The organism is Acinetobacter bereziniae LMG 1003 = CIP 70.12 (assembly GCF_000368925.1).
GTDB lineage: Bacteria > Pseudomonadota > Gammaproteobacteria > Pseudomonadales > Moraxellaceae > Acinetobacter > Acinetobacter bereziniae.
Map to the genome: position 1 here is coordinate 142,049 of NZ_KB849755.1, position 16,810 is coordinate 158,858.

General features: G+C 35.6%; 18 protein-coding genes. 10 read left to right on the plus strand and 8 right to left on the minus strand.

Annotated features, from left to right (window positions below; genetic code table 11):
- Positions 1 to 29: 29 nt before the first annotated feature.
- The 3 genes from F938_RS02535 to F938_RS02545 all read left to right on the plus strand — a co-directional run bounded on the left by F938_RS02535 (position 30) and on the right by F938_RS02545 (position 2,489).
- Complete coding sequence (locus F938_RS02535) at positions 30 to 668, plus strand: DUF4304 domain-containing protein (protein WP_005029136.1); 639 nt, start codon at positions 30 to 32, stop codon at positions 666 to 668.
- A gap of 199 nt (positions 669 to 867) precedes the next feature.
- Positions 868 to 1,908 (plus strand): AlbA family DNA-binding domain-containing protein, encoded by a 1,041-nt coding sequence (locus F938_RS02540; RefSeq protein ID WP_005029137.1) that lies wholly within the window; start codon positions 868 to 870, stop codon positions 1,906 to 1,908.
- 38 nt (positions 1,909 to 1,946) lie between these two features.
- Positions 1,947 to 2,489 carry a CbrC family protein gene (locus tag F938_RS02545; protein WP_005029139.1) on the plus strand — a complete coding sequence of 181 codons (543 nt, stop codon included), beginning with the start codon at positions 1,947 to 1,949 and terminating at the stop codon, positions 2,487 to 2,489.
- A 56-nt stretch (positions 2,490 to 2,545) separates the two neighbouring features.
- Here F938_RS02545 and F938_RS02550 read toward each other — a convergent pair whose 3' ends face one another.
- The 5 genes from F938_RS02550 to F938_RS02570 all read right to left on the minus strand — a co-directional run bounded on the left by F938_RS02550 (position 2,546) and on the right by F938_RS02570 (position 7,106).
- Positions 2,546 to 3,145 carry a GNAT family N-acetyltransferase gene (locus F938_RS02550; protein WP_005029141.1) on the minus strand — a complete coding sequence of 200 codons (600 nt, stop codon included), beginning with the start codon at positions 3,143 to 3,145 and terminating at the stop codon, positions 2,546 to 2,548.
- A 195-nt stretch (positions 3,146 to 3,340) separates the two neighbouring features.
- Positions 3,341 to 4,192, minus strand: coding sequence for an EamA family transporter (locus F938_RS02555; protein ID WP_005029143.1), 852 nt, complete (start codon positions 4,190 to 4,192; stop codon positions 3,341 to 3,343).
- Between the two features lie 134 nt (positions 4,193 to 4,326).
- The gene (gene fba, locus F938_RS02560) at positions 4,327 to 5,364 is read right to left on the minus strand and encodes a class II fructose-bisphosphate aldolase (protein ID WP_004830911.1); all 1,038 of its coding nucleotides are present in this window, start codon (positions 5,362 to 5,364) and stop codon (positions 4,327 to 4,329) included.
- Positions 5,365 to 5,492: 128 nt separating this feature from the next.
- The gene (locus F938_RS02565) at positions 5,493 to 5,771 is read right to left on the minus strand and encodes a hypothetical protein (protein ID WP_004830912.1); all 279 of its coding nucleotides are present in this window, start codon (positions 5,769 to 5,771) and stop codon (positions 5,493 to 5,495) included.
- A 147-nt stretch (positions 5,772 to 5,918) separates the two neighbouring features.
- Positions 5,919 to 7,106, minus strand: a complete 1,188-nt coding sequence (locus tag F938_RS02570; RefSeq protein WP_005029145.1) for a phosphoglycerate kinase — start codon at positions 7,104 to 7,106, stop codon at positions 5,919 to 5,921.
- A gap of 139 nt (positions 7,107 to 7,245) precedes the next feature.
- Here F938_RS02570 and F938_RS02575 point away from each other — a divergent pair, with 139 nt between their 5' ends.
- The 3 genes from F938_RS02575 to F938_RS02585 all read left to right on the plus strand — a co-directional run bounded on the left by F938_RS02575 (position 7,246) and on the right by F938_RS02585 (position 9,836).
- Positions 7,246 to 7,629 carry a DUF2237 family protein gene (locus F938_RS02575; RefSeq protein WP_004720680.1) on the plus strand — a complete coding sequence of 128 codons (384 nt, stop codon included), beginning with the start codon at positions 7,246 to 7,248 and terminating at the stop codon, positions 7,627 to 7,629.
- Positions 7,630 to 7,649: 20 nt separating this feature from the next.
- Complete coding sequence (locus F938_RS02580; RefSeq protein WP_005029148.1) at positions 7,650 to 8,243, plus strand: Maf family protein; 594 nt, start codon at positions 7,650 to 7,652, stop codon at positions 8,241 to 8,243.
- Positions 8,244 to 8,672: 429 nt separating this feature from the next.
- On the plus strand, positions 8,673 to 9,836 hold the full coding sequence (locus F938_RS02585; protein WP_005029151.1) for a ribosomal protein uL16 3-hydroxylase: 1,164 nt from the start codon (positions 8,673 to 8,675) through the stop codon (positions 9,834 to 9,836).
- A 291-nt stretch (positions 9,837 to 10,127) separates the two neighbouring features.
- Here the strand turns inward: F938_RS02585 and F938_RS02590 are convergent, their stop codons facing one another.
- Both F938_RS02590 and F938_RS02595 read right to left on the minus strand, forming a co-directional pair.
- Positions 10,128 to 10,583, minus strand: a complete 456-nt coding sequence (locus tag F938_RS02590) for a DUF6896 domain-containing protein (protein WP_005029153.1) — start codon at positions 10,581 to 10,583, stop codon at positions 10,128 to 10,130.
- Between the two features lie 100 nt (positions 10,584 to 10,683).
- On the minus strand, positions 10,684 to 10,899 hold the full coding sequence (locus F938_RS02595) for a hypothetical protein (RefSeq protein ID WP_005029156.1): 216 nt from the start codon (positions 10,897 to 10,899) through the stop codon (positions 10,684 to 10,686).
- Positions 10,900 to 11,086: 187 nt separating this feature from the next.
- Between F938_RS02595 and F938_RS02600 the strand changes: the two genes are divergently transcribed.
- The gene (locus F938_RS02600; RefSeq protein WP_004830921.1) at positions 11,087 to 12,757 is read left to right on the plus strand and encodes an FMN-binding glutamate synthase family protein; all 1,671 of its coding nucleotides are present in this window, start codon (positions 11,087 to 11,089) and stop codon (positions 12,755 to 12,757) included.
- A 34-nt stretch (positions 12,758 to 12,791) separates the two neighbouring features.
- Here F938_RS02600 and F938_RS02605 read toward each other — a convergent pair whose 3' ends face one another.
- Positions 12,792 to 14,096 (minus strand): hypothetical protein, encoded by a 1,305-nt coding sequence (locus tag F938_RS02605; RefSeq protein WP_005029158.1) that lies wholly within the window; start codon positions 14,094 to 14,096, stop codon positions 12,792 to 12,794.
- A gap of 434 nt (positions 14,097 to 14,530) precedes the next feature.
- Here F938_RS02605 and F938_RS02610 point away from each other — a divergent pair, with 434 nt between their 5' ends.
- The 3 genes from F938_RS02610 to F938_RS02620 all read left to right on the plus strand — a co-directional run bounded on the left by F938_RS02610 (position 14,531) and on the right by F938_RS02620 (position 16,766).
- On the plus strand, positions 14,531 to 15,154 hold the full coding sequence (locus tag F938_RS02610) for a hypothetical protein (RefSeq protein WP_034715089.1): 624 nt from the start codon (positions 14,531 to 14,533) through the stop codon (positions 15,152 to 15,154).
- Between the two features lie 10 nt (positions 15,155 to 15,164).
- Positions 15,165 to 15,752, plus strand: coding sequence for a hypothetical protein (locus F938_RS02615; protein ID WP_005029163.1), 588 nt, complete (start codon positions 15,165 to 15,167; stop codon positions 15,750 to 15,752).
- Between the two features lie 378 nt (positions 15,753 to 16,130).
- Entirely contained in the window at positions 16,131 to 16,766 is a 636-nt protein-coding gene (locus F938_RS02620) for an isochorismatase family protein (protein ID WP_005029167.1), read from the plus strand.
- The last annotated feature ends 44 nt before the right edge of the window (positions 16,767 to 16,810 follow it).

Below are 16,810 nucleotides of genomic sequence, written 5' to 3' on the forward strand. Positions count from 1 at the left end.
TATTCAACCAAACTTGGGCGATATTTAACATGGATAAAAAATTTATTTCGCTACTATTACGTAATCAATTCTATCCACTTTTAAAAGCACAAGGCTTTACTAAAAAAGCTGATGTATTCTGGCAAGTGGATGGTGAAGTGATTCGAATTGTTGATATTCAGCATTTCAAAAAAAGACACTGTTTTCAAATTAATCTAGGCATACATCTTATTCCATTAGGTGAATATGTAATGGGTTGTACGGGGAGACGCTTAGAGTTTGAAAAAATGCGTGATTATGACTGCGCATGGCGTGGTTCAATTATTTCTGGTTTAGTGAATGACTATGATAGTGATTGGTCATATACCCAATCAGAGCAAGATGCGATTCAAATGGTTGAATTTTTAGTTTCTGAATGGGATCGCCAAAGTCAGCTTTTTTTTGGAAAAATGGCGCAATGGCCAGAAGATTTCATCAAAAAGGCAACACAGGCAATCAAAGAACCTATACATCCAAGTGAAATGTGTACTTTATGCTATGTCTCTGCTGCTGCAGGTGATTTGGAACTGGTAAAAGATTTAGCAGAAGTTGCACTTCCCTCTGTCCCTGAGCGTGCAACATCCTTGAAAGCCCGTTTAGAAGCTTTCCTTCAAGACCCAAGTTTGGCTATTCCGCAAATCACCCAATGAATCTCTAAATTCAAACTCAGTGTTTATTCATCAAATTGAAATATTTGTTATATTTTCTAACAACTTTAAATATACGATTTAAATCATTACACTTTATTTCCCGCCCCATTTCACTTATATATAAGTATATATAAATAGTCTGATGACATATTTGTTGTAAATACCGAACACCAAATGATAGAGGATAAAAGGTGTTGCTATGGATTTGAACATGTATATCACCAATAAGTTTAAGAATTTCAATGAGTTTCTAGAAACTCATTGGCATGACTACCCCAATAAATACAAAGAAATCCAAACCTTGTTGTTTTTTCAGGCTTACACCACTACCCCATTTTCTGATAAATTTGAAATCAACATTTACCAAGCTTTAAAATATCCAACACTTAGACATTATTTCCAACTAATTGAAAAATATATTAATACCCCGCCGAAACAACTTTTTCCAAGCTCATTTCATCGCCCTTATGAACACATTTTAAATGAATTAAAATACTTGAGTTTCTATCAGGATCCTTTTGAGGTTCATAAAAAATTAGAAAAAATCAGAGATACCTTCAATAAAATTTCTATACCTGTTTCAAGCCATGACATTTATAGAGACATTTTGCAGCAACTTAGCGCGAGCTTTGAATATATTGCAAACCCCAAAGTTGCAAATGATCTAAAAACCAAACTGATTTATCAATGGCAAGATATTCATAATTTAGAAACCGTAACGGCTTATAAATCATTAGAAAAAATTAAAAATACTTTAAAAAATTATCAACAGATTGCTCACTCTGACTTCTATTTGAATCTGATACAACTGGGTGAAAATCAAAGGGTCGAATTTAAAGAGCGCACTACAGATTTACTCACCAATCGTAAATCTGACAAATGGGTGAAAGCCTGTTTTGCCTTTATGAATACAAGAAATGGTTATGTGTTTATTGGGGTAGCTGATGATCTAAAAATCGTGGGGGTTGAACAGGAACTTGCTGAACATTTTAATGATTCACTTGATTTAATGAAAAGAAGTTTGATTGATAAACTTGCCCATGAAAGCAATAAAATCTCAAATATTTACACGACTTTGGAAGAAATACAGATTCAAGGAAAAACTATATTGGTGTTCAAATGTAATAAGTCCGATCGCCCTTTATACTATAAAGGTGAATTATTTATGCGAACCAATGGACAAACAACACGAGTCCCACCTGAACTTATCGAAAGTTTTCGTGTAGAATTTTATTGTTAGCCTCGTTACTTAAAACATTGATCGAGAAGAATTAAAATATGAATTATCCCCAGTTTAAATATCATTCCAATGCATACAAACTGAATCTGTTTGAAAAAGAAAATGGTATTTGTTCGATTTGCAATGAACAACGTGATTTAAAGTACGTATGTTCTTTCTATAGCGTAGATGAACCCGATTATATCTGTCCGTGGTGTATTGCCAATGGTGCAGCAGCACAAAAATATGATGGTGAATACAATGATTACTGTAGCATTGAAGGCGTTTCTTCAAACCCAGATGATGCATCCCCGAAAATCGATCCTGAATTTTTAAATGAAATCTGTACCCGAACACCAAGTTATCATAGTTGGCAACAAGAAGTTTGGTTGGTACACTGCAATGAGCCATGCCAGTTTATCGCTTATGCAGATAGTGAAATGCTTAAACCGATTTGGGAAGAAGTCCAAGCCGATATCGAAGAAAATGGTTATCCAGTAGAGCTTATCCAGGATCACCTCAGGATCGATGGTGATTTAACAGGTTATCTGTTTCAATGCCTTCATTGCCAACAACATCGCTTACATATCGATTGTAGTTAAAAAGAGAAATAAAACAGCATACTTGTGGCTCAATAAATAGTAACTTTATCAATCGCCTAGCGAGATAATAATTGAGTCAAATGCTGTTTAATCTCAAGCCACTCTTCTTTCAAAATACTATACATCACCGTATCTCGAACAGAGCCATCTTTTCTTAGGGCATCTTGACGTAGAATACCATCACGTTGAGCACCCAATCGTTCAATTGCTTTTTGACTCTTTACATTGCGTATATCCGTACGTAAGGCAACTGAATTGGCGTGCAAAGTCTCAAAAGCATATTGAAGAAGTAAAAATTTACAACTGGTATTGATGTGGCTACGTTGAGCAGATTGGGCATACCAGGTATAACCAATCTCAACCCGACGTACATCCCAAACAAAATCTCTAAAACTGGTTGTACCGACGATACGATGTGTATGTTGATCTAAAACTACAAATGGAACACGTAAACCTTGTGACTTTTGCTCAAGCGCTTTAGCGATATAAGTCTGAATCTGCGTGTAATGTGGCACCGAAGTATATTCTAGCTGCCATAGTTTTCCATCTTTACATACCTCGATTAGCGCCTTTTCGTGCTCAACCTGCAAGGGCAACAGCTGTACATGCGGTGTTTGCAAGGCTGCATAAAGCGGTGAAAAAATATCTTGATTCATAGCAGTTACACCGATGTAGAGGAAGCTCCCCGATTGTCCGCTATATTTTTGAATCTTTTATGATCAAAATATGAAGTTCTCATGACAACTTTTCAAACGAAGGCAAGAGATTATTTTTTAGACCATGATTCCACAACGCAATTCGTTAAAAATTTGAAAATTTAAAACGCTAAAGCCACAGGTTAATTTTAGAATCTAAATCGCCAACGCTAGGCAAATCACACCGAGTAAACCCAAAACTAAACCTAAAGCTGTAACAACTTTGAGTTTTTCTTTAAAAATTACCAAACCTGCCATCACCCCCATTAAGACCACCAAAATATTCATTCCAGCAAAAACAACTGCAGGAGAATCTTTGAGTAAAAGATGAGCTTTGACATACAATGCAATATTGGCAAAATTTAAAACGCCTAACGCCAGTCCTGCACATAAATTTTGGATTTTCCATTGTGTCTTTTGAAGTACTAAATAGCCTATTGATAAGACAAAAGAACAGATAAACATCAGGGTGAGTGTGACTGGAAATTGAAGCCCCAAACTGGTTGTATATTTCAATAAAATATCAACTAAGGCATAGCCTCCCCATACACTGAGTAAGTAAAGCATGCCCTTTTTATTAATAGATTGATTTGATGCATCCGAATGTGAAAGTACAATACATAAAACTGCAAAAATCCCTAAACCAATACCGATTATTTTTAATTGGTTGAACTGTTCTTGAAATAAAAAATATGCAGCCAAAAGTGATAAAACAACCGATAAACGCTGAGCGATTTCAGTTCTCAGTATTCCTGCACTTTGTAATGATTTAGACAAACAAAAGAAAATACTCGGTAATACAACCCCAAGCCCAACAATCAACCACCAAGGTGTATTTGAAATTGAAATATGCACCAAATCTGGCTTAAACCAAAGATAACTCAATAAACTTGCAATCGCATAATTCCAAGCAATCATCTGTAATGCATCAAAGCCTTTTTGTTTGGTAAATTTTAAAAGCATTGAGACCAACACACTACATAAAGCTGCTGAAAATATGATTTCCATAATTGAGTTTCATCCGATCAGTTTGTTGGAGAAATTTTCGAAAAATTTATCCCAGAATAACGTTGTCTAACATTTAGCCAGCAAAAAGCCCACTACACTAGAGTGGGCTTTCTATGTTCAATCATTTTTAAAAATTATTTATAACGATCAACCATTTTTTCTAAAGAAATTGGGCGAATTTTGTCTGCATTACCCGCAGTACCAAATGCTGTGTAACGATCTACACAAATTTGTTTCATTGCTTCGACAGTTTCACCAAAGAATTTACGTGGATCAAATTCACTTGGTTTTTCAGCCATCATACGACGCATTGCACCTGTAGAAGCTAAACGTAAATCTGTATCAATATTGATTTTACGTACACCATGTTTGATGGCTTCAACTAATTGCTCAACAGGAACACCATAAGTTTCTTTGATGTCGCCGCCATATTGGTTAATCACAGCCAACCACTCTTGTGGTACAGAGCTTGAGCCATGCATAACAAGGTGAGTATTTGGAAGTGCTGCATGAATTTCTTTAATACGATCAATCGCTAAGATGTCGCCTGTAGGTGGACGTGTAAATTTGTAAGCACCATGCGAAGTACCAACAGCAATAGCTAAAGCATCAACATTGGTATCAGATACAAATTGGCGAGCTTCTTCAACAGAAGTTAGCAATTGAGAATGATCAAGAACGCCTTCAGCGCCCACACCATCTTCTTCGCCTGCCATACCTGTTTCAAGGCTGCCTAAACAACCAATTTCACCTTCTACCGAAACACCACAAGCATGTGCCATTTCAACAGTACGGCGAGTTACATCGACATTATATTCATAAGAGGTTGGTGTTTTACCATCAGCACCCAATGAACCATCCATCATCACTGATGAAAAGCCTAGTTGGATTGAGCGTTGGCAAACGTCTGGGCTTGTACCATGATCTTGGTGCATCACCACTGGAATATGCGGCCACTCTTCGATCGCAGCTAGAATTAGATGACGTAAAAACGGTGCACCTGCATACTTACGCGCACCAGCAGAAGCTTGCACGATTACAGGCGAATTTGTTTCGTCAGCGGCTAACATAATTGCGCGCATTTGTTCTAAGTTGTTTACATTAAACGCTGGAACACCGTAGCTATGCTCACCGGCATGATCCAAGAGTTGGCGCAATGAAATAAGAGCCATAATATCCTCCCAAGTAATGCCCCATATTCTACATGCTGATTTATTTCAATTCAGCAACAATATTGACTATTTCATAAAAAATCCCCGCGTTTGCGAGGACTTTTAACAAATAACAACATTTAAAAAGATTATTGAGCTTTAGGCGCTTCTTCTTCTGTCGCTGGAGTTGCTGCATCAGCAGGTGCATTGGCTTTCTCAGCAGGAACATCAGTATTTTTTTCATCCAAAACAGGTTGATCAATTGCATCAATCGCAGCTTGTTGTTCTGGAGTCGTATTTGCTGATTCAGTTGCAACAGCTTCAGAAGTAGAAGTTTGTTCCGAAGCTGGCGCTTGTTCTTTTTTAGAACATGCTGTAAGAGCCAAAGGAGCAAGAATAAGAGCGACAAGTGCAAATTTTAATTTCATCACATTTCCCAGTGTTGGTGATTGGATTTATCTTAGTTTATTGCAGTTATATTTCATTTTTATTACTTTAAAGTGAATCAACTTTATGAAAAAAGGCTGACACATGGTCAGCCCTTCATAAAAACGTCATCATTGCTTAAATATCAATTATGCACGCTCAAGCAAAACTGCAACTGCTGGAAGGGTTTTTCCTTCAACAAACTCAAGGAATGCACCACCACCTGTTGAAATATAACCAATTTTGTCAGCAACTTCATATTTATCAATTGCAGCTAAAGTATCACCACCACCTGCAATCGAGAATCCTGCCGATTCAGCAATTGCCAATGAAAGTGTCTTTGTACCTTCACCAAATTGATCAACTTCAAAAACGCCAACTGGACCATTCCAAAGAATTGTTTTCGACGTCTTTAAAATCTCTGCAAACATTTGCGCCGTTTCAGGACCAACATCTAAAATCATGTCATTGTCAGCAACATCTTCAACCTTTTTAACAACTGCTTTCGCTTTTGCCAATGAACCTAAGAAGTCTGCAAAATCGATTTCAGCAGCATCCGCAACCACAACATCTGTAGGAAGTGGAACGGATACTTTAGTAGCGATTGCTTTAGCCGTATCAATTAAATCATTTTCACATAATGACTTGCCGACATTGAAACCTGCTGCGGCTAAGAAAGTATTGGCAATCCCGCCACCCACAATCAATTGATCGCAAATGTCTGAAAGTGATGTTAAAACATCAAGCTTGGTTGAAACTTTTGAACCTGCAACAATTGCAACCATTGGCTTTTCAGGTGTTTGAAGCGCACGACCTAAAGCATCTAATTCTGCTGCAAGCAATGGACCTGCTGCTGCAACTTTTGCTAAACGAGCAACGCCTTCGGTAGAAGCTTCTGCACGGTGCGCAGTACCAAATGCATCCATGACAAATACATCGCAAAGTGCTGCATATTTTGCTGCAAGATCAGCATTATTTTTCTTTTCACCGACATTGAAACGACAGTTTTCAAGTAAAACAACTTGACCTGCTGCAACCTCAACACCATCTAAATATTCTGTAAATAATTTAACTTCCTGACCCAATGCCTCAGTTAAATAAGCTGCTACAGGAGCCAATGATTGTTCTTCTTTTGGTTCACCTTCAACTGGACGACCAAGGTGAGAATAAACCATTACCGCAGCCCCTTTCTCAAGGGCTAATTTAATAGTTGGTAACGCAGCGCGTAAACGTGCATCACTGGTAATCACACCATTTTTAACAGGTACGTTTAAGTCTTCACGAATAAGTACACGCTTGCCTGTTAAATCGAGGTCAGTCATACGCTGAAAATTCATGTATAGCTCTCTTATAGATATTAAAAATCGCGTAGATTCTAAATGATTACACAAAAAAAGGTTAGATACTTTTGTAGAAAAGCTGTAGAAATGTTGAGATTTGATTATTATAGGACAAACTTTTTAATTTTATACGCTTATGTCTTTTCATCCAGATCCTAAAATCAATGGTTTAAACGTTTTAGGTGAGCCTTTAGCAAGTTGTTGCTTTTCACCCATCACTGGTTATTTTCGTAATGGTTTTTGTCATACAGCCACAACGGATTTAGGTCAACATACCGTATGTGCTGAAATGACCTCTGAATTTCTCAATTTTTCTCAAAAAGTGGGTAATGATTTAATTACACCTCTTCCTGAACACGGCTTTCCTGGACTTCAACCTGGAGATTTCTGGTGCTTATGTGTCACTCGTTGGGTTGAAGCTTACCAAAATGACATGGCGCCTCGGGTGAAACTACAAGCATGCCATCAAGCTGTTCTGGCATATGTGCCTTTAGATCTTTTAATGGAATACGCAGTATAACTGGGCACATAAGACGAAACATGACTCATTCTGAAATTATTTTGGCATCTTCCAGTCAAACCCGTAAAGATTTAATGAATCGTTTAGGCTTGGAGTATCGTTGTATTTCACCTGATATTGACGAGTCTCCAAAAAATGAATCTCATGCAGATGATCTGGCGAAACGCTTGGCTTTTGAAAAAGCTAGAATCATTGCAAAGGCACATCCCAATGCAATTGTGATCGGGTCAGATCAAGTCGCATGGCGTGAAAATGCCCCTCAAGAATTTATTGGAAAACCCTTAGCCGTAGATAAGGCAATTCAACAACTTCAAGCAAATTCTGGTAAAAATGTCTTTTTTAGTACTGCTTTAAGTGTTCAGCACTTAGCTACAGGCTTTGAACATACTTTGGTCGAACATTATCATGTGAAATTTCGTGATTTAACACTTGCAGAAATTGAGCGGTATATTGAAATCGACCAACCTTTACATTGTGCTGGTAGTTTTAAATGTGAAAGTCTAGGCATCAGTTTGTTTGAACAAATGATTGGGCAAGACCAAACAACCTTGATGGGTATGCCCATGATTCAGCTATGTAGAATTTTAAGAAAGTTGGGACTAGCATTACCTTAATTAATGCTGTGATGAAATTATTACTATCTTTTGATTTAATTCAGCTTCGCATAGGTCATTCGCTTGTGTTTCATCGACTACTCAAGCTGGCAAAGACACCTGCTTGCCTTTGATAATAAGTTGCCGATATGCGCATAATACTGGAAGCGTTTTGTGCGCTATTACTTTTTGGGATCAAAATAATAAGAAATCAGAACAAATCCATATCCATCAATCCAATTGAAAACTTTCTTTTAAATCGAAACACTTTTCAAAGATATTGTAGTTTTTTTATAATCATAGCTGATAACAGACTTTTTACTTTAGAAAAGTAGGGATAACTCTCATTTTATATCCATATATTTTGAATAAAATTACAAATACTTGCACCGACTTTCATCTCATAAGACAATAGCACATTATAGATTCAAATTTGCTTAGGCTATTTTCATGTCACTTCCTTTAGATGTTCTTGGTGGAATTACTGCTGAACAATTTCTCACAGAATATTGGCAAAAAAAACCATTATTGGTCCGCAACGCACTTCCTGAAATTGCTGATATTTTAGTACCTGATGACGTGATGGAGCTTGCACTTGATGAAAACATCACTGCACGTCTAATCAAACAAAAAGACAAAGACCCAAATCAATGGTCAGTAAAAACCTCCCCTCTCATCAAAGGTGATTTTCAAAAAATGCCTAAACTTTGGACCTTATTGGTTCAAGCAGTTGATCACTACTCTTTCGACTTGGCAGAACTTTGGAAGAAATTTCCTTTTATTCCTCAATGGCGCCGTGATGACATCATGGTCTCTTACGCACCTAAAGGTGGTTCAGTCGGTCAGCATTTTGACTTTTATGATGTTTTTCTCGTACAAGGCTTTGGACATCGACGTTGGCAGTTGGGGCAAATGTGTGATGCTGAGTCTGAGTTTGTCGAAGGACAACCTTTAAAGTTGCTACCAAATATAGAGATCAATTTTGATGAAGTTTTAGCACCCGGAGATTTGCTTTACGTACCTCCAGGCTTAGCACATTATGGTGTTGCAGAGGACGAATGCCTCACCTACTCTTTTGGTTTCCGTATGCCAAATATTGCCGATATGATGGATCGTGTAAGTGATAAGTTTGTAGAAGACCAACGTTTACGTAATCCACTATTAGATGTGTTAAGGCATAAGTCAAATCCAATTGGGCAAGTGACTCAAGCTGAACTGGATTATTTAAAAGCAGAATTATTAGCGCAATTAAATCAATCTGATGTATTAGAAGACGCGATTATGAGTTTGATGGCTGAACCTAAATATCCTGAAAATATTCCAGACGCGGAAGCAATTGGGACGGGTGATTTGGAAGAAGTACTTGAGCAAGGTTACTTACTCCAAATCGAACCTGCATCAAGATTGATCTATCTTGAACAAAACAATCAACTATTGTTCTGGGCAAATGGTGAATCTATCTGTATTTCTACTGTATTTACACCATTTTTAAAACAGATTGCAGATGGTCACGCTGTAGCATTAAATCCTCAATTATCTGAACAAGAAATTTTAGAAGATATTGCGGGCTTATTAAATGAATCTATCTTGATGCTTGTTCCCACTGATGAATAAAATTCGCAATCTAACTCTAACAATGCAACGCTTAGATAAAGCCTGAAAATTCAGGCTTTATTTCTATCAATTTACTTTCAGTATAATTTTAAGAAATAATTCCCTCATCCTTGCTTAAGCTGATATTTGAGTAAGTTTGAGAACTTAATTGAAGCATTGAGTGTATGTGACTTCAGTTCTATTAGAGTATAAATTTTCATAGCTATTACAAAAGTAAAATTCAACATTTCATCTCACTAGAGATAAACACTTTACTGTGACTTTAAGTCCTTTTATCATCCTATTTTTTACTTATAGTTTTCGATAAACTCCGAAATCCATTGTCAATATTTTTTGTCGTTCAAGTTTTTCAAAAAAATCTAAAGTACTACTAAAGGGATGAACGAAGTATTTTGTTAAGTGGTTGAATTCAACTGTTGTCTTTAGAAAATTATAAAAGAAATATGGGTCAAGATTGCCAATGCTTGCTTTGTTTCCAAGCGAAACTTCAAGAATTTGCCCTGTTATTAAGTTCTCAAACATACAGTGTTCACCATGCACAAAAAAAGACCAATCATCCGATAGCATTTTTTGTCCATTTAAAAAATCAGCATCTTGTATTTCGTAATAGTGTCCTGCGTTAATTTTTTCTTTTTCTGGTTGGTCAGTTTCTGTAATCAATTTATCAATAAGCTCTTCAGCAATGGCTTTATATTTGTCCATTGCTGTTAATAATTCCTTTTCTACATCAGAAGTAAGATCGATCATATAATTACTGTCAAAATTTCAAAGCTAAATAATTAAAACTTATCAAACAAAGCCTGAAAATTCAGGCTTTATCTCTATCAATTCACTTTCAACATAATTTTTAAGAAATAATTCCCTCATGTTTGCTTAAGCTGATATTTGAGTGAGCTTGAGAACTTAACTGATGCTTTAATGTCTCATTTTCCTGCTTTAGATTTTTTATTTTAAAAAACTGGAAGAATAGCCCGATATAAGCAATAACAACAATCACAGAAACATAAATGGCTAAAAAACTGATACTAGGGTTTAACAATTTTGTCAGAAATTCTTCAAACATTTTCGATTCCTTTTTATTTTCGATACATTATTCGACACACAATATAGGCAAAGTACCTCAAATCTTCAAAAAAAGAAATCATTCCTGTATTAATCTAGAACCATTCTCAAGTCTAACAAATCGTTACTTGAGCTCTTTTGTAAATTTAGGCAACTTAACACCAGATAATGAAAGAGATATTTCCAACATGGCAAGCCCTGCGCAAGCAATTCGACATCAACTTTTAAATACATTTTTCTCCCGTTATTCCGTTTGGTTTATTTGTATTTTTCTCTCGTTATTTTTAACTTGGATTATTTTTTTTAATGAAGGTCATTATATCTATTATTTCTTTTCAGACACCGTTCTGAATTTAGCATGGGTTGTTTTCTCGATCCTTGCTGCAATAGGTTTTGCAGATATTATTCAAACACAACATTCTATTCTAAGAAATTACCCTTTGATGGGACATTTTCGCTTTTTCTTTGAAGACATACGCCCAGAAATCCGCCAATACTTTATCGAGTCTGATAATGATGCCCTGCCTTTTTCAAGAGCACAACGAAGTCTTGTTTATCAACGTGCGAAAAATGAAAATGCAGATAAACCCTTTGGTTCAATTATCGATGTATATCAAGAAGATTATCGCTTTTTAACCCACTCTATGACGCCAAAAACTCCAGCCGACTTTAATACTTTTCGAATCAGTATTGGTAATGATCAATGTACGCAACCTTACAGTGCATCTATCATGAATATCTCTGCAATGAGCTTTGGTAGTTTAAGTGCAAATGCCATTTTGGCTTTGAATACAGGCGCAAAAAAAGGTAACTTTTATCATGATACTGGTGAAGGAAGTTTAAGCCCTTATCACCTCAAACCAGGCGGTGATATTGTTTGGGAAATTGCCAGTGGTTACTTCGGTTGCCGTACTCTTGATGGTAAATTTGATCCTGAAAAATTTAAGCAACAAGCGGCTTTGCCCCAAATCAAAATGATTGAAATTAAACTTTCACAAGGCGCAAAACCGGGTCATGGCGGAATCCTGCCAAAAGATAAAATTACTAAAGAAATCGCTGAAATACGTGGTGTTTCAATGGATGTTGACTGTGTTTCACCAGCGTCACATTCAGCATTTAGTACACCGATTGAAATGATGTACTTTATTCAGCAATTACGTGAATTATCGAATGGTAAGCCTGTCGGATTTAAACTATGTATTGGTCAGCCTTGGCAGTTTATGAGTATTGTCAAAGCAATGTTACAAACCAAAATTGTACCTGACTTTATCGTTGTGGATGGTTCAGAAGGTGGTACAGGTGCAGCTCCAATTGAGTTAATTGATCATATGGGAACACCTCTACGTGAAGGTCTACTGTTTGTTCACAATACCCTCGTCGGCGCAGGTTTACGCTCCCAAGTTAAAATCGGGGCAAGTGGTAAGATTATCAGCGCCTTTGATATTGCAAGTACGATGGCAATGGGTGCAGATTGGGTTAATTCCGCTCGAGGCTTTATGTTTGCAGTTGGCTGTATCCAAGCTCAAAGCTGCCACACCAACCAATGCCCAGTAGGTGTCGCAACACAAAATAAAGAACGCCAAAAAGCACTTGATGTTCCATCAAAAGCAGATCGTGTATTCAACTTTCAAAAAAATACCTTAAAAGCACTGGCTGAAATGATTGCTGCAGCAGGATTACAACACCCAGCTGAAATCAAAGCACATCATCTTGCGCAACGTATTAATGACCGTGAAATCAAGAATTATGCTCAATTGCACTTTTGGATGAAAGATGGTGAGTTATTGTGTTGTGAAGATAAAGATGAAGAAAATTTCTATTTTAGAATGTGGAATTTAGCAAGCGCTGAACGCTTTTAAACAACCAGAACTAAGCATCTGATTAAGGAGATCATCATGATCTCCTTTTTTCGATGTTAAATCCTGTACGACTTGGTCGTGCAATTGCAGCTAGATGTACGGGTTTAAAATTGCCTTGCTTCAATTCTTTAAGATTTACCATTTGAAATAATTCAACGGATTGATATCCCAAATAAGCATAAATATCTTTGCTGAATGAAAATTTTAAGAAAACAGCATAACAAAATTGAAAATAATAATAGCCTGCTATACTGATAATAAATGCAACACAGGCTGCAAAAATATCAAATAAGATAAAGCTAACTAAAACAATAAAACCTAATATTAATCTTAAAGTTTCTATATATTTTTCGTGGTCACGTAGCGGGAATTTCGGTCTTTGCAGTGCCTGTAACAACTCCTCATCTATGGTTAAATACTGATGATAATCATAAATCAACCAAGCATATTGACCTATTGAATCACCTTGTTGTGAAATGATCATCTTTACATCAGTATCTTGAACAAAGTGAAAGTCATCCAAATAGCTATAGAAATTTGTTCCTTGCAGATTAAATCTCACTTCAGTTAAAGCATCAGGATATGCAGTGGTTGATTCCCTCTTTTCTATTATATATTGATCCAATCTTCCAGAAATGGATTCCACTTTAAATTTGGCAAGTTCATGTTGAGTTAAACCAAACTGGACCAATTTTTGAGTGTGCTGCGCTAATTGAGTTTTTAATTCTCTATCATTTCGACCACGCCTCAACTGATTGATTAAGCTTAAATCATACAATTGATCAAACTCATAGAAATATGAATTCGTGAGTTTTAAACTGTCTAAAGTTCTTTTACTCAAGACAGGTAGCTTTAACATATGAAACAAAGTTTCAATATTGCTGGTTTTTTGTCGATTTAATTTTAGACATTCAAAAATAAAGTAAACAAAGCAACTGACCAAAGTCAGTATTGCCAAATGCATAAACGTATCGAAATAATAAATAGTTCCATCCATAAAATATTGATAAAAAGGATATACAACGACAGCGAACAACAAAACAGCCATGCTAAAACTGAATGATTTACGCAAATTCAATACTGCATCAAAGTGATCAACTGATTGAATCTGATCATTTAAATAAAGTATTTGCTTGGTTTTATTGAATACCGCATATATATCCTTATCCAAAGAATTAAAAATTACCTGGACATCATCGTGTAATTCAAAAACTTGTGATTGTATTTTCGTCCCACGATATTTTCTTTTTTCAATTTTTAAGAGGAATATCCCTGTTGCTGTATATTCTACAAAACTAATATTTCCACTTTCTTCAGCAAGATTATCTATATGCATCATTTCTTATAAGCTTAAATTCTATCTAAAGATATTGTTTAACCATATCTTTTTCATATTAAAAACAGCAATTGATTATAACCCGAATATTGATGGATACTGATAACAAAATAAAGTTTTAAATCATCATTTTTCTACATATTACATTTAAGTTTAAAACATCTGTATCTGACCATTTTACATCTACAAGTAAATGCTCACCTATCACATTTCATTATCCAAACAGGAGGATAAATGGTTAAAAAATATCGACATTTTCACAGATTCCTCACTCTATAAAAAAGCAGAGAAAGAACGAATTTTATATTTAATCAGGTGTTGAAAAAAGTGAACAAATAAAGTCTGTAGTTATACAACACATGAATTACTTAAAGACTACGTTTAATTGGATGAAAATTATGCAAAATAACAAACACGCATCAAAAGAATATCAACTCATGCACTTTTTAAAATACTTATCCATCGGCATGACTCTTACAATGTCATTACATTGTTATGCTACTGTGGGAGGGGGTCAACACATTGAAGTACTCGGCTATGAAACAAAAGAACAAAAACTTTATTTACTCAGACATTTTGAAGATGAAAGTGGACGCCTAGCACAATTATATTATTACCAGTTAAATAGCAAATCACCAGATCGTTTGATTGAAGTTAAATCCCTCTACGTTCATCCTAAAACTCACCAAATTGATTATGATCAAGATGGTACTCAATTTGAAAAAGACCTCGCGAAAATAAAAAAGCGATTGATACCTCTGCTCACTGGCAATGCCAATACGGCAAAAATTCAGATCGTGAAAAGTCAAACACGATACGTTCCTGCTTGGCATGATCAATCAGAAAAGATTCCTGAATACAAAAGCATATACAGCGTTAACACCCCTGTTTTAAAAAGCAACAATCAACAGGCTGTTCACTATGCTAAAACAATAAAAATTAGTCAGAATTATGTTGTGCCAAATCACAACAAGATGTTAGTGATTGTCAAATATTACGGTATTCCTGAAGAAACAGGTTATGATATTGAAGATCCTATTTTATTATTACCTAAAAAATGATGAGGCAAAAATGTCAAAAATAATCGCATCAAGCATTTTACTGATGTTCAGTTGTGCAGCTTTCGCAAATGATTACAGTAATATTACGCTGCAAGTTCTCGGTTATGATTCAAAGACTAAACATGTATTTGTTGTTGAAAATTCAAAAAGTTATTCCGTTCCTAAAGTTTATTATTATCCCCTAAACGAGAAAAAGTATGATTTACCAAAATATGATGAAAGATTCTCTACAATTAAAGACCAAGCCACATTTAATCAAGCATTAGTCAAGATTCATACCCAACTTAAGCCACTTAAAGCATTAGATGTACGTGATTTTAAGCTTAATTTACTTGAACAAAATGTCTCATCAGCACAAGGTACAGAATCATTGAGTAAAGTATACAGCTCAATATTCACAGTTCTGAATGCCGAAAATCAAAGTAAAGCAATGAATTTAACCAGTTACAACCCTGACATTAAACTGAAACAAGCTTTTGAACTACCAAAAAACAAAGGTACTCTGATTACTTTTGAATCTCTGAGCTTACCGTTTGATGAGGGGTATACACGTGAAGAAGCGGTCATTCTTTTCCCTAATGGTCAGCTTCCTCAATAAGTAAAGCCTCCTAGGAGGCACTACTATAAAATAAACATATCATCATCCATCAATTTTATTTGGCGTCATTAAAACATTCTTAACATACAATAAATCAATATCCATCTTACTTTCCTGTAAGTTGTTAAGGATTGAATCCTCATGATTACTCAAGGAATATGCTTTTAATTTTCTAAAATTCATATTTAAAACTCATTACATCTCGCCCCCAGATGAACGTTATCAAGTATAAAATTATACTAACAAAGTATCATTTACCTTTAAAAATCATGATCTAATAATTAAGTTTAAATAAAAAATAAACGTTTTATATGCTTTTTATCTGTTCTCGATCCAATGATGTGAAACCGCAATCACTTTATAAATTAAGGAAAAGTTATGAAATTTGAAATCAACAACCCTAAAAAAACTGCACTGTTGATCATAGACATGGAAAACGATTTTGTTAAACCTGATGCATCCATGTGGGTCCCAATGGCAACAGAAATTGTTCCCAATATAAAAAGTTTAGCTACGATAAGCAGAGAAAAAGGGTTAACAATAATCTATACAACTCATGTACATCAAAAAGACCGAAGCGATATGGGGCTGATGTCAGATTTTTGGTCTCCGATAGATCAACAATCAGCTTTGGTAGATGACACCGAAGGTGTTGAAATTTACCCTGATCTTGCACCGCAAAAAGATGAGCTTGTTATTAAAAAAAATCGTTACAGTGCTTTCTACAACACCGATTTAGATCAGTATCTAAAAAAATTAGGAATTGAGACGCTTATTATTACAGGAACAGTAACAAATATGTGTTGTGAATCGACTGCCCGTGATGCACATTTTAGAAATTATAAAGTGATTTTTGTATCTGATGGTACAGCCACTATGGATCATCCCGATCTGGGTGCTGGAGCAATGAGTGCACAAGCGGTTCAAAAAGCGACTTTAACAAGCCTTTCACTCTGTGTTGCAGAAATTTCATCAACACATGAGGTGATAAAAAGATTATCGTTTTTTCGTTGAACAATACATAGATAAAGCCTGAATTCAGGCTTTATCTATAAACA